Source organism: Bradyrhizobium sp. dw_411 (assembly GCF_018449695.1).
In the GTDB taxonomy this organism is placed as follows: domain Bacteria; phylum Pseudomonadota; class Alphaproteobacteria; order Rhizobiales; family Xanthobacteraceae; genus Bradyrhizobium.
In genome coordinates this window covers 229,357-242,696 of record NZ_JAAVUY010000004.1, presented here as the reverse complement: position 1 = coordinate 242,696, position 13,340 = coordinate 229,357, and the positions used below count along the sequence as shown (strand labels likewise).

The following is a 13,340-nucleotide window of genomic DNA, read 5'->3' as shown; positions in this document are numbered from 1 at the left end:
ATGGCCGATAATCGGCCCGCTCAACAGGAATCCCAGGCGACTATGAAGGCAAATATCCATTTTATCTCCGGGCTTCCGCGCGCCGGATCGACCTTGTTGTCGGCCATTCTGCGCCAGAACCCGAGGTTTCATGCCAACATGACAGGGCCGGTGGGCTCGCTGACCGATGCCATGCTTCGCAGCATGAGCATGAGCAACGAGACCGCGATCTTCATCACCGATGCGCAGCGCCGGGCGATGCTGAAGAACATCTTCTCCACCTTCTACGCCGAGATGCCGAAGGGCGATGTCGTGTTCGACACCAACCGGGTCTGGTGTTCGCGTCTGCCGCTGCTGACGGATCTTTTCCCGGCCGCCAAGGTGATCTGCTGCGTCCGCCGGGTGCCCTGGGTGCTCGATTCCGTCGAGCGGCTGATCCGCAAGAACAATTTGCAACCGTCAGGCATTTTCAATTTCGAGCCGGGCGGAACAGTGTTTTCGCGCGTGGAAGGACTGGCAGGCGCCAACGGCATGGTCGGCTTTGCCTGGAATGCGCTGCGCGAGGCATTTCTCGGCGAACAAACCAGCTGCCTGCTCGCACTGACCTACGAGACGCTGACCACGAACCCGGAGCAGGCGATCGCGGCGGTATACGAATTTATCGGCGAGAAGCCCTTCAAGCACGACTTCAACAACATCGAATTCGACGCCGAGGAATTCGACCGCCGCATCGGCACACCCGGACTTCACAGGGTCGGCCGCAGCATCCACACCAACGAGCGGCGAAGCCTGCTGCCGCCCGAACTGATCCGCAAATACGAGAGTGACTCGTTCTGGCTCGATCCCGCGCGCAATCCGTACAACGTCAAGGTGGTGTAGCTTTCGTCGCGCTGCAGCATTCCGCGACTCTGAGAAGAGGCCTTTTTCCTTGCGAACCGCGCTGGTCCCCGTTTTAATAAACAAAAGAGTTGCGTGGGGAGGGTGGCGTGGCGTGGTTCAAGCCCAAAGAAATGAGGGTTCCGATCTTGCCGGACAATTTCGGCGAGGCGGAACTGAGGATACTGCGACCAAGTCCTAAGGAAATCTTCGATAGCGTTACGATCAGGGAAGACGGGCCGAGCGCACCCAAGCTAGCCGCCTTCACGGTGCATGCATCAAAGAACGGCGAGACCAATGAGATCCAGCAGGACAGCCCGACCCTGACGGTCGCCAAAGCGCGCGGGCTATTTAAAACCGGATGGAAAGTTCACATCGCCGATTCCGCTGGCCGCCGATATGCGCCCTCGGAATTCGACGAGATTTTGAGGTTCGATCGCTGATCTGACGCGACGGGCGCGGACGCCGATAATGCGCCTATGTTGCCGGCAGCGGCGAACGATGCAGATGGACTATCAGCCAATCCGAACCGCGCCTGGCGACCACGAAAGTGACGCGGCCCAGACCGATCACCGATTGTCCGTCCTTCACACCGGTGACGGTGTCGAACCCGCTAATGATGACGGTGGAGTCATCGATAACAAGCGCTTCTGAGCTGTTCAAAGAAGCGGAGCGCGGCTTGTTGTTGTTCAGGGCAATCTCGAAGTATTTGCGGATTTCCTCCGGTTTCGTCAGGACGACCTTGCCTAACGTGCCGATCATCAGCGCATCCGGGGCGTATAACCTGACGATGGCATCGACGTCCGAGGCCGTGAACGCTTTGCCCCATTTCTCGACGACCTGGTAGGCGTCTTCCTTCGGGCCAGCATGGGCCAACGAGGCCGAGACAGCTAACGTCATCGCCAATAAAATCCTTCTCATGAAATCCCCCCGAAAATGTGAGGCTATTGGAACGCAAGCCTGAACAAAAGCGCAATATCTGCGACGCAGTCTCGACCGGCCGGCAAGGGGTCCGGAAATTCCCCCCCAAAACAACGGCTGCGCAAATGATGAAATTTCAATCGGCCATTAGACTTCTGAATTGGCCACTCACGTTATATTCAGTGTCAAATCCAGCGAAGCTCGCAAATAGTGCAACCCCGCACCAGTGCGGCGGGAGGATGGTTACATGGGAGAACCTATGAGCAAGAACAACAACAACGCCAGGTTCTACATCGACGGTGTCTGGGTCTCCCCGGTTGTGCCGAAATTGTTCGATCTCGTGAATCCGGCGACCGAGGAGACGATCGGTGCGATCAGTCTCGGATCGGCAGAGGATGTCGATCGCGCTGTCATTGCCGCCCGCAAGGCATTCCCAACGTATTCGCAGACCAGCAAGCAGGAGCGCCTCGTATTCCTGCGCAAGATCATCGCTTCTTACAAAGAGCGGTTCGACGACATCGCGCGCGCCATTACCGAGGAGATGGGATCGCCGCTCTGGTTTTCCAAAAAGGTCCAGGTTCAGACCGCGCTCGACCATTTTGAAGAAGCCTGCCGCGTGCTTGAGGCCTATGAGTTCGAACATATGATGGGCGGCACCCGCATCGTACGCGAGCCGATCGGCGTGTGTGGCCTCATCACGCCCTGGAACTGGCCGGTCAATCAGGTCGCGTCCAAGCTGGCGCCGGCTCTGGCGGCCGGCTGCACCGTGGTGGTCAAGCCCAGCGAAATGGCGCCGTTGAGCTCGATCATCCTGGCGGAAGTGTTGCACGACGCCGGCCTGCCGAAAGGCGTGTTCAATCTGGTCAATGGCGACGGGCCGACGGTCGGCCACGCCATCGCATCGCATCCGGATATCGATCTGGTGTCCTTTACCGGCTCCACCCGCGCCGGCATTCTCGTGGCTCAGACCGCGGCAGCATCTGTGAAGCGCGTGTCCCAGGAATTGGGCGGAAAGTCCGCCAACATCCTGTTGCCGGACGTCGATCTTTCGAAAGCGGTTCCCGCCGGCGTGATGCGCAGCTTCACCAATTCGGGACAGTCCTGTCAGGCGCCGACGCGCATGCTGGTTCATCAGGACCAGATGGACGAAGCCATCGATATCGCCCGGAAGACGGCGGACGCCTTCATTGTCGGCTCGCCCTATGACGACAAAAGCCAGCTCGGTCCCCTGATCAGCAAGACGCAGTTCGAGCGCGTGCAGAAATTGATCGAGACCGGGATCGCGGAAAAGGCGACCGTGGTTGCCGGCGGAGCGGGCCGACCTGCGGGACTGAATCGCGGCTATTACGTACGCCCAACCATCTTCGCGCATGTGACGCCGACGATGACGCTGGCTCAGCAGGAAATCTTCGGGCCGATCCTGGTGATGATGTCCTACAAGGACGAGGACGACGCGGTCGAAATCGCCAACGGCACCGTCTACGGGTTGGCGGGTTATGTCTGGTCCGGCGATATCGCCAAAGCGCGCCGCGTCGGCGCGCGACTGCGGGCAGGGCGCATTTATCTGAACAATGCGCCGCACGGCAAAGCGCAAGACGTCGAAGCTCCGTTCGGCGGCTACAAGCAATCCGGAAACGGCCGGGAATGCGGCATCTTCGGCTTCGAGGAGTATCTCGAGATCAAGGCGGTCATTGGTTACGACGCTGCGTAGTGCCATAGTGATGTGAACGCGTCAGCGACAGGTGGCTTGCGCGCGCGACGGCGCGTGGCTCGCGCGGAACCAATGCCCGCACGGTGGGTTGGAAGAGATCAACCTCACGGATGATCTCACATGCGTCTTCTACTCGCCACGCTATGCATCTGCGCTTACGCCCCGATGGCGTGTGCTCAGACTGAGCCTAACCTGGATCGGTTGAGCGCCTCACAGCCCATCAAGGGTGAACCTGCATCGTCTGACGATAACAAAGGGCAAACTCAGTCGCCGGACCCTAAAGGTCCGCTGACCACGGGTAGCGGCGGCGCTTCGGCGGCCAATCCCCAGGGCGGCACTCCGCCAAACATGCAGGTCGCACCGGGTTCAAAGATCGGCGCCGATCAGAACTAGCGCGTCAAGGACTATTGATCCGGTGAGAAGTTGGGATCGAGATCACAAAGACAGGCCGCCGATCTGTAGGTGAGCCAATTCAGGGCCGCCCGCGCCAGAATTGATTGCATCAAGGCATCTTGGCATCACGGTCGTTAGGCAGAAGGGGAATGGTGCCCACTGTGCGGCTGCGCACTTCTGGGGTCTGAACCACGGTGCCGCTTCGCCCGGTGCATCCGCTTGTCGCAGGCTTGTCGAAGGGCGGGTTATGATGCAGGGCGGGACAGCCTCGCGAAGACTGAAACAAGAACCGCGCGAGATATTGAAATCTTGATGTTATTTTTCTCGCTTTCCTGCCGATGATTTTTCTCTACTGACGGCGCAATGCAAATCGCAGATGACGCGTGGCAAGGAATAACGCGTTGCGTCCGTTCGTCCGATATGCAAAAAATCCAGCGTCGTCGGTCGAGATGGGGTGAGCGGTGCCAACACGACGTATCCTGCCGATCGCTACTTGCCTGATACTTTTGCTGTCCATGCCTGGACCGGCATGCGCGCAGAGCACGGAGCGCGCGCCTGACACCATGGCCGCCCGCGTCCTTGCATGCGCCGGATGTCATGGCGCGCAAGGCGAGGGCACCAGCGACGTCTATTTCCCGCGACTGGCGGGAAAGCCGGCCGGTTATCTCTACAACCAATTGATAGCCTTCCGCGACGGGCGGCGCAGATACCCGCCGATGAACTATCTGCTCGAATTTCTCCCTGACGCCTATCTCCAGGAGATCGCGACTTATTTCGCCTCGTTGCGGCCTCCTTTTGCGGCGCCTGCCATTCCAACCGTCAGCGCTGAAGTCCTGGCACGTGGCGAAACGCTGGTGAAGAACGGCGATCCGCAGCATGGCATCCCGGCTTGTTCGGGATGTCACAATCCCGGCTTCACCGGCATGGAGCCGGCGATTCCGGGCCTGTTGGGCCTGCGCGCCAGCTACATCAGTGCCCAGCTCGGCGGTTGGCGCTATGGCACGCGAACCGCTTTGGCGCCCGATTGCATGCAGATCGTTGCCAGTCTTTTGACGGAAGACGATGTGAAGGCGGTAGCAGCCTATCTTGCGTCGCGACCGGCGCCGGCCGATCCTTCCTTTGCGCCGCGTGGAAGTCTTCCGATGCCGCTTGCGTGCGGCAGTGAACCGCATTGAGGGGGCCGTGAGAATGCCGCGAGCCTTGAAGAAATTGTTATCGGTGCTGGCAGTGTCGTCCATGACGATCGGCACAACGGGTGCGATCGCACAGCAACCGCCGAAACCGGTCCCGGCCCCGATAGCGAATCCTGCCTTGATAGCCAAGGGCGAATATCTCGCGCGGGCCGGCGACTGCATCGCCTGTCATACCGCGCGAGAAGGCAAGATCTTTGCCGGTGGTCTGCCGATGGAAACGCCGTTCGGCACGATCTATACGTCGAACATTACGCCCGATCCGCAAACCGGGATCGGTACCTGGACGTCGGATCAATTTTTCACGACGATGCATAATGGACGCTTTCCGGACGGCGGGTTGCTTTATCCGGCGATGCCGTTTGCCTCCTACACAAAGGTAACGCGCGAAGACAGCGACGCGATCTTCGCCTATCTGCGTTCGATCCCCCCCGTCAGGCAGGCCAATCGTCCGCACGATCTGCGATTTCCCTACAATAACCGCTCGCTGATCATCGGCTGGCGCACGCTGTTCTTCCGGGAGGGCGAATACAAGCCCGACCCGACCAAATCGGCCGACTGGAATCGCGGCGCCTACCTGGTCGAGGGCCTCGGCCATTGCGGGATGTGCCACACCGCGATCAACGCGCTTGGCGGCAGTTCGGAATCGCAGGCCTTCGAAGGCGGGCTGATTCCGATGCAGAACTGGTACGCGCCGTCCCTGACCTCGAACAAGGAAGCGGGCCTCGGCGACTGGAGCATCGAGGAAATTTCCGACCTGCTGCGTACCGGCGTGTCGACCCGCGGCGCGGTCTACGGACCGATGGCGGAAGTGGTCTATAACAGCCTGCAATATCTCAACGACGACGATACCCGCGCGATGGCGGTGTACCTCAAGAGCCTCGCGCAGGGCACGTCCCCGGAAAAGCCGGCAGCGTCGCTGCCGTCGGCGGAAAGCAGCCTGCTGCTGTCGTTCGGCAAGTCGATCTACGATCGGGAATGCGGCGGCTGCCATGGCGCGACAGGGGTCGGCATGCCGCCGCATTATCCGCCGCTGGCCGGCAACCCATCGATCCAGATGGTGTCCGCCGTCAATGCGATCCGGATGGTGCTCAATGGCGGCTATCCGCCGGGCACGGCCGGAAATCCGCGGCCGTACGGCATGCCGCCCTTTGCGCAGCGGCTATCCGACGACGAGGTCGCCGCCGTCGTGACCTACATCCGGACGTCCTGGGGCAATCGCGGCGAACCGGTTTCGGCGCGGCAGGCCAATGAACTGCGCTCGGCGACGCTGAACTGAGGCATGCCATGATCATTTCACCTCCACCGCAGGCGACCACGCTGGGTACCGAAGAGGAGCGCGTCGCCGCCATTGTCCGCTCGGGTCCATCCGGCGCCATCGTCGTCGCCGGAATAGCCACCGCGGTCGTGATCGCGCTTTGGTTTGCGTTCTATCTGTTGGTGTTCCTGCCGCGGAGCGCTTGATCATGACAACCGAGAGCGATTCCCACCTTGGCGAAGCCGTCGCGGCTCGCATCGAACGCAGATGGGCGACCTTGTCGATCGTGGTCGTCGGCGTGCTCGTGGGCATGGCGATCTTCATCGGCATCGATCATGCGACGATGCCGCAAGGCCATGTCGAGACCGCCGATCCCAAAACGCTGCATCTCACCGGCGAATTCATCGAAAGCAATCTCGGCAGCGCAATGGAGGCGGACGGCTCTGTGACGGTGCGCGCGATCGGCCAGCAATATTCCTTCACGCCGCAATGCATCGTGGTGCCGTCGGAGACGCCGGTGACGCTGCGTGCCACCAGTGCCGATGCCGTGCATGGGCTGCTGATCGAAGGCACCAACATCAACACCATGCTGGTGCCGGGATACGTCTCGGAGTTGCCGGTCCGGTTCAAAGCCCCCGGCGAACACGCGATGCCCTGCCAGGAATTTTGCGGGATCGGGCATCAGGGAATGTGGGCCAAGGTCAAGGTGGTCGACAAGACCGCCTTCCTCAGGATGATGGCGTCGCGACGGAGGCTGAGCTGTGTTGATTAACAAGCGGCTGATCCTGGCGCATTTCTGGCTCGCCTTTGCGGTGTTCGGCCTGGCGTTGATATTGGGCGCCTGGCAGATGTTCGTCCGCAGTCCGTTCAACGCCTGGCATTTCAATCCGGAATTCTATTATCGCTCGGTCACCGCGCATGGCTCGGCGATGGGTTATGTGTTTCCGACCCTGATCGCGATGGGATTTGGGTACGCCATCACCGAAGCGACCCTTGAAAAGCCGCTGGTTGGGGTACGCTGGGCCTGGGCCGGTTTTGCGCTGGTCGCGGTCGGCGCTGTGGTGGCGATGATCCCGGTCTCGCTGGGGCTCGCCTCGGTGCTCTACACGTTCTATCCGCCGATGGTCGGCAATCCTTTTTATTATATCGGCGTCGTGATGGTCGTGGTCGGCTCCTGGATATGGGTCGCGCTGATGTCGATCAATCTCATGATCTGGAAGCGAGACAACCCCGACCGGCCGGTGCCGCTGGCGATGTTCGCCAATGTCGCGGGCTCCTATCTCTGGGGCTGGACCGCGGTCGGCGCCGCGCTCGAAATCATCTTCCTGATCCTGCCGGTGGCGCTTGGCCTTAGATCGACCATCGATGCCGGGCTTGCCCGCGTGTTCTTCTCCTGGACGCTGCATGCGATTGTCTATTTCTGGCTGATCCCGACCTACATCGCCTATTACACGATCTTCCCACGCGCGATCGGCGGGCGGCTCTACAGCGACGCGATGGCGCGGATTTCCTTTATCCTGTTCGTGGTGGTGGCGATGCCGATCGGCGTGCATCATCTGTTTGCGGATCCGCAAGTCGGCGCCGGATTCAAGTTCATGCATTCGGTGTTCACCGGCCTGGTCACGCTGCCGACCTTGCTGACGATATTCACCATCTGCGCCTCCGCCGAGATCGCCAGCCGCCTGCGCGGCGGCCGCGGCGCGTTCGGGTGGGTGAGGGCGCTGCCCTGGCAAAACCCGATCATGCTCGCGACCGCGCTGTCGCTGGTCATGCTCGGCTTCGGCGGCGCCGGCGGCATCATCAACATGAGCTATCAGCTCGATGCCACCATCCATAACACCCAGTGGATCACCGGGCATTTCCATCTGATCTTCGGCGGCGCGATCGTGATCATGTATTTCGCGATCGCTTATGATCTATGGCCGCATCTGACCGGCCGGGCGATGGACCATTTCGGCCTGATGCGCACGCAGCTCTGGCTGTGGTTCATCGGCATGATCGTGACGACGTTCCCATGGCACTATGTCGGCATTCTCGGCATGCCACGCCGCATGGCGTTCTACGATTACGCCAATCCGGCGATTTCGCCGCAGACCTTTTCGGTGGGGATGTCGGCCGTCGGAGGTTTGATCTTGCTGACGTCGGGCGTTTTGTTTTTCGTCGTACTGATCCGGGGCCAGCGAGCCGAACGCAGTGATGCCGGCGCTTATCGCTTCAGCGTGCCGATCCATATGCCCGCGCGGATACCGGTGGCGCTGAACAGTTTTGGATTATGGCTGACGCTGATGGTCGGCCTCACGGTGGTGAATTACGGCTATCCGATCGCCCAGCTTCTGGTGCTGAAGCAAACCAATGTGCCCGCGATTTATGTCGGAGCCAGCCGATGAGTGAGCAGAAGCTGTTCACCTTGCGCAATCCCTGGTTCGGCGCTGCCGTCGGCATTACCGGGGGGATCGCCGTGCTGTCGTTCCTGGCCGGCCTGATCTGGTTGCCGTTGGCTCAGCCCGACCTGAAAATCAGCGGCATCTGGGACGCCATCTGCAGCGCGGCCGGCGTGCCGCGTGCCGCGCCACAGTCCAGCGTCCAACAGCCCGACTTCAAGACGTCCAGCGTCGTATTGACGTCGGAGATGCTGACACATCCGGATCAAGTATCGATCGGGCGAGGCGCGACGCTGGCGCAGCGATGTGCGATCTGCCACGGGCCAGAAGGCGTCAGCGATGCCAACTCGCCCAATCTCGCCGGTCAATTCGCCGCCGTGACGTACAAGGAACTAAACGACTTCAAGGCCGGAGCGCGGGTCAACGTGGTGATGAGTCCGTTCGCGGCCACCATGAGCAATCAGGATATGCTCGATATCGCCGCCTACTACGCTTATTTGCCAAGGGTGCCGTCGAACAAGATCGATGCTGAATTGGCCGCGCCGCGGATTGTCGTGACGGGAGCGCCGATGCGCAATATCCCCCCTTGTGGCGCTTGTCATGGCGATATCGACACCAAGGCCGGAAGCCCCTGGCTCGGCGGCCAGTCCGCCGTCTATATCAAGGCCCAGCTCGAAGCATTTGCGTCCGGCAGCCGCCACAACGACATCAGCCAGCAAATGCGCAACATCGCACGCCAGATGACGGGCGAAGAGATCGATCAGGTCGCGAGATATTACGCGGCTCAGCCGTAACGGCTGTTGGGGCCAAGCTCGGTCGCGGACATCGGCTCACGTAAGGGGCTGAGGCGCTAACCGGGAATTAATCTGATCAGTTCATAATCTACCTTGGTCTTAAGGCTTTTATATTCATTCATTTGAGGTCAATTCAGGTGATCAAGACACCGGAATCGCAGAGCAATAAATCCAGCCGAAAATCGATTTTGGCGCTGTCCGTATTCGCCTTGGGTGTAAATGCGACTGCCGCGGTCTATACGCTGTCGCCTTCCGATTTCGTCTGGCCGAATGTCCCCGGGTTGGTGGCCGGATTGCTTCCGCGTGAGGGAGCTTCACAGCCAATCCCGAATACGGTTGTTGCAGCCTTGAACGATATTCAGTCAACCCATCAGAACAACGCCACCTCGCTGCAGGACGATGGTTTCTGGTTGCAACAAAACAACGCGCTGCTGCAGCAGAATGAATCCTCATTGCAGCAAAACACCGCTTTGCTGCAGGAGGGTGCAATTAAGCTTGATACCCTGAGATCGAGCCTGACGGACGAGCGGTCCGACGTGAAGGCGATATCTGCTCAGCTCGCGACGCTGATTGCGAAAGTCGACTCGCTGCAAAGCGCAATGAAGTCGGAGATGACATCGTCCATTCCGAAGGTGCGCGCTCGCGCCCGGCTGTCCGGAATTGGGCACAAACGGCTGGCTCGGCAAATGAAGCCTGAGGGATCCATCTCGGTTGGTGGTGCTCCGCTCACCACAGCACCAGCCTCCAGTCTGGCTTCCGTCGCACAGCCCAGCCCGCTGAGATGGTAACCGGTTCTCAACGGGTTCGCGATATCGGTAAGGCATCGCGGATATCGTAACTCATACCGCGAGATAATAACTGGAAGCCCGCCGTCTCAACCCCGGCGGGCTTTCTGCTGCTGTCCGACAAGCGGGCCAAGATAAGCCGGCGCGAGTTCACAGGTCGGCGCCGCTGACTTTGATGGAGCGGCTTTTGTGCGCCGCGATATGCAGAAGTAATCATCCTGTGTTGCGCGGAGCGGGGAACTTCGCGAGCAACCAACGGTGGTCCAAAGCGCTTACCTAGCTAAGATGAGCTGAGGGGAGAACGCCATGACGACCTTACAAGCAATTCTGTTGGGAATGATGTTATCCTGGACGCCAAGCCTCGTGGTGCTGACCTTTCTGCTTTGGCAAGATGAATTGGTCTATGGCGTGCGGGCGTAGCTCGCCCACTAATGCGGGTGTCGTTTGACGAAGGCGGGCCGGGGGCCTCTTCGCCCAGCTAGATGAATTCGATGACCTTCAACGCGACCCATCCTAATGCATAGACCCAACCGGCCATCGCCACGATGATGGCAATCGCTAAAACGACAAGATAAAATCCATGCAAGATTTCACCAGCGGATGACATCTGGGCGTGATCCAAAGCCACAAACCGTCCAATGCAATATGATCGGGCGGGTGACTTGTTCACGATAACCTGTCGCCCGTGTCTGACAATTGAAGACGTGCGTTAAGCTAACCGGTCAACCCTAACTGACAGGCCCCGTCATTCCCGATGCCAGAGCGCTGATCAAAAATTGAACGGCCGCGCATCGGTCTGAGCCTCTGCGGCCTAACCCAGAAACGGTTTCGTCGGAACACGAAATCGGAGAGCGCTTCTTGGAACAAAAACTGAAACCACCGTGTATCGTTCGTGTATTGCGGACCAGTCGGTGGCAGCGAGTGCAAGCCACGGAAGGCTGCTGCGGTACCTCAATTGAGGCAGATGCTCCCCATCTGTAAGGAGCATTCTTCCTGAGCGCCGGGTTTGTTCTTTGTCCCCGGTTTCCTGGTGGTTTCGTAGTCGCCGGCGATCTCCATCGCCCAATAGGTCCGTCCCGTTTTCGGGCTTTTCGCGCTGGCGACACCAACCCGCAACCCGTCGTGCATCAAGAGGTTGCTTCGATGTCCCGGCGATTCGATCCATTGATCGAGCGTTCTGGGAAAATCGGCGTAGGCGCCTGCGAGGTTTTCCGCGATCCGGCGGGCTCCGCCTGAAGGCACCCCCGCCACGCGCGAACTCAACGGCGCAAGTGCTGCGTGATCGAGCAAGTCCCTTGCTGCCATGGCGTTGGCTTGTTGCAGCGCGATCCGGTTGAGGACAGGATCTGCAGTCACTCGCCCTTCGCCATTTTTGACGCGATAGTTCGAAATCAAATCAGCAGGAGAGGCCGTCTGGGCGATCGCGGAACCGAGCCACGCGACCGCCAGACAAAACGCGAGAGCCAACGTGAAACTCCGTCGCCGTTTCTTCCGTGTCATCGAATCTCCGTCTAATCGTCATCCCGGCCAACGTCCCACTTACGCAGGCTCATTTCGGAAATCCGAATTGACCCCGGGAGCCAAAGTGTAAACCCTATCGAAATATTGAGGCGGAAAATGAAGTGGCGATCCCAGCAGGATTCGAACCTGCAACCCACGGAGTAGAAAGATTTTAGCTTCTTACAATTTCGTGTAGTGATATCAAATTGTTAGAAGGTGTTCGTCTCCATCTTTGTGATTTTCTTTGTGGGTCCTCCCTCCGCATCCCTTTTCTAAGCCTTGTCGGCTTTCAGCAGTTCGCAAGCTAGTTCGTAAGGCATTCCCGCCCTCAGACCGCGATAAATCCAATCAAGCGAAATCCCTGTCGCTCTGCAGATCTTTAGCGCTTGGTCAAGCGATATTCTATTGGCGCCCCTTTCATAATTATTCCACGCGCTCGGAGTGATGCCGACTAACCGGCACCACCTTGCCTGTGAAAAACCAAGCATTACCCGCGTGCGCTTTAATCGAGCGCTGATAGACCGATGGTTCTCCATTCTTCCTCCGAATGTCGTGGGATCGCTTGGACGGAAGGTGCTGCGTCAAATTTTACTCCGACTGGCTCGTACCAAGTGAAATTGTCGGTAACTCGCTCGAAGCGGAAGTGGCGAGCCCGTTGAGATTACCGATCAGCAAGGCGTCTCAAATTTTGCTGATATTCGGAGAGCAGCGACGTCATGTCGTCCACCCCGTGATAAAAGCTTTGAGAGTCGACTCCATTCGATGATGTCAATTTGCAGAGTTTACGAATATTACGAAGGTCTCCCTTCGATACTTGTTTGGTGTCGCCTGGATAGCCTCTTCCGCCTCTGTGCTGATCGAACCAAACAATGAGGTCCGCGCCTCCGTTTAGGGCGAACGGGCGGCCAAGAATTTGCGGCCTTTGAACCGCATGCTGAGCAGTCACGACGTTCAGTTTGTTTCCTCGCCATTCAATCCGTTTCATTGGGCCAATTTGCAGAGAGAAATGAAAAATAGCCGTGTTTATAACAGGTTATAGAATGATCCATGACGCATGTACGTTCGTTGGAACGAGAGGGACTTTGTGACTCACTTTGGGATTTTTTGGCCTTCTGTACCAATCTGTGTCGAGAAAAAACACTTAGATGAAATCTTTGATGTTTGAGAAACCCTTATAGATTGCGCCTTTTTGATCGATCTATGGCGATCCCAGCAGGATTCGAACCTGCAACCCACGGAGTAGAAATCCGTTACTCTATCCAGTTGAGCTATGGGACCGTAACTTCTGAAACCCGAGCCTCCCAAGAGGCCGATCTTCCGAAGGCCAAGCCTCCCGGAAACCAGCTTTCCGAAAACCCGGCCTTCATAGCACTGCCAATATGAAAAATCCGCATCCGCGCCAAGCCCATCCGAACCATTTTCCGGGATACCGCGACCAAGCGAGACGGTGGACCGTTGCATCGGGGTCCGCCGCACCGCAATGATGTGTGCCACGGCCGACCGCCGGCCGGTGGCATGGGCCTGTCACCGCCAATGCTGTCACCGCGAACGC

13 protein-coding genes and 1 tRNA gene are annotated in these 13,340 nt (G+C 59.0%); 10 read left to right on the top strand and 4 right to left on the bottom strand.

Annotated features, from left to right (window positions below; translation table 11 throughout):
• The first annotated feature begins 42 nt into the window (after positions 1 to 42).
• Together HB676_RS08350 and HB676_RS08345 are read left to right on the top strand one after the other, a co-directional pair.
• The gene (locus HB676_RS08350; RefSeq protein WP_213737253.1) at positions 43 to 858 is read left to right on the top strand and encodes a sulfotransferase; all 816 of its coding nucleotides are present in this window, start codon (positions 43 to 45) and stop codon (positions 856 to 858) included.
• A 107-nt stretch (positions 859 to 965) separates the two neighbouring features.
• Positions 966 to 1,298 (top strand): hypothetical protein, encoded by a 333-nt coding sequence (locus tag HB676_RS08345; RefSeq protein WP_213737252.1) that lies wholly within the window; start codon positions 966 to 968, stop codon positions 1,296 to 1,298.
• Positions 1,299 to 1,332: 34 nt separating this feature from the next.
• On the opposite strand, the gene HB676_RS08340 is transcribed toward HB676_RS08345, so the two are convergent.
• Positions 1,333 to 1,755, bottom strand: coding sequence for an SgcJ/EcaC family oxidoreductase (locus tag HB676_RS08340; RefSeq protein WP_249780145.1), 423 nt, complete (start codon positions 1,753 to 1,755; stop codon positions 1,333 to 1,335).
• Positions 1,756 to 2,035: 280 nt separating this feature from the next.
• Here HB676_RS08340 and HB676_RS08335 point away from each other — a divergent pair, with 280 nt between their 5' ends.
• The 8 genes from HB676_RS08335 to HB676_RS08300 all read left to right on the top strand — a co-directional run bounded on the left by HB676_RS08335 (position 2,036) and on the right by HB676_RS08300 (position 10,291).
• Positions 2,036 to 3,487, top strand: coding sequence for an aldehyde dehydrogenase family protein (locus HB676_RS08335; RefSeq protein WP_213737249.1), 1,452 nt, complete (start codon positions 2,036 to 2,038; stop codon positions 3,485 to 3,487).
• Between the two features lie 908 nt (positions 3,488 to 4,395).
• The gene (locus HB676_RS08330; RefSeq protein WP_213737462.1) at positions 4,396 to 5,055 is read left to right on the top strand and encodes a c-type cytochrome; all 660 of its coding nucleotides are present in this window, start codon (positions 4,396 to 4,398) and stop codon (positions 5,053 to 5,055) included.
• A 13-nt stretch (positions 5,056 to 5,068) separates the two neighbouring features.
• A complete protein-coding gene (locus HB676_RS08325) occupies positions 5,069 to 6,349 on the top strand; it encodes a cytochrome c (RefSeq protein WP_249780144.1) in 1,281 nt (426 codons plus the stop codon).
• 8 nt (positions 6,350 to 6,357) lie between these two features.
• Positions 6,358 to 6,534 carry a hypothetical protein gene (locus tag HB676_RS08320; RefSeq protein WP_213737247.1) on the top strand — a complete coding sequence of 59 codons (177 nt, stop codon included), beginning with the start codon at positions 6,358 to 6,360 and terminating at the stop codon, positions 6,532 to 6,534.
• A gap of 2 nt (positions 6,535 to 6,536) precedes the next feature.
• On the top strand, positions 6,537 to 7,100 hold the full coding sequence (locus HB676_RS08315; protein ID WP_213737246.1) for a cytochrome C oxidase subunit II: 564 nt from the start codon (positions 6,537 to 6,539) through the stop codon (positions 7,098 to 7,100).
• On the top strand, positions 7,090 to 8,715 hold the full coding sequence (locus tag HB676_RS08310) for a cbb3-type cytochrome c oxidase subunit I (protein WP_213737245.1): 1,626 nt from the start codon (positions 7,090 to 7,092) through the stop codon (positions 8,713 to 8,715). The genes HB676_RS08315 and HB676_RS08310 overlap by 11 nt, the downstream gene beginning before the upstream one ends.
• Positions 8,712 to 9,503 (top strand): c-type cytochrome, encoded by a 792-nt coding sequence (locus HB676_RS08305; protein WP_213737244.1) that lies wholly within the window; start codon positions 8,712 to 8,714, stop codon positions 9,501 to 9,503. The genes HB676_RS08310 and HB676_RS08305 overlap by 4 nt, the downstream gene beginning before the upstream one ends.
• Before the next feature lie 137 nt (positions 9,504 to 9,640).
• The gene (locus HB676_RS08300) at positions 9,641 to 10,291 is read left to right on the top strand and encodes a hypothetical protein (RefSeq protein WP_346347294.1); all 651 of its coding nucleotides are present in this window, start codon (positions 9,641 to 9,643) and stop codon (positions 10,289 to 10,291) included.
• A gap of 475 nt (positions 10,292 to 10,766) precedes the next feature.
• Here HB676_RS08300 and HB676_RS34045 read toward each other — a convergent pair whose 3' ends face one another.
• The 3 genes from HB676_RS34045 to HB676_RS08285 all read right to left on the bottom strand — a co-directional run bounded on the left by HB676_RS34045 (position 10,767) and on the right by HB676_RS08285 (position 13,066).
• A complete protein-coding gene (locus HB676_RS34045) occupies positions 10,767 to 10,895 on the bottom strand; it encodes a hypothetical protein (protein ID WP_275944926.1) in 129 nt (42 codons plus the stop codon).
• 344 nt (positions 10,896 to 11,239) lie between these two features.
• The gene (locus HB676_RS08295) at positions 11,240 to 11,755 is read right to left on the bottom strand and encodes a CAP domain-containing protein (protein WP_249780132.1); all 516 of its coding nucleotides are present in this window, start codon (positions 11,753 to 11,755) and stop codon (positions 11,240 to 11,242) included.
• Positions 11,756 to 12,989: 1,234 nt separating this feature from the next.
• A tRNA-Arg gene (locus tag HB676_RS08285) sits at positions 12,990 to 13,066 on the bottom strand.
• Between the last annotated feature and the right edge of the window lie 274 nt (positions 13,067 to 13,340).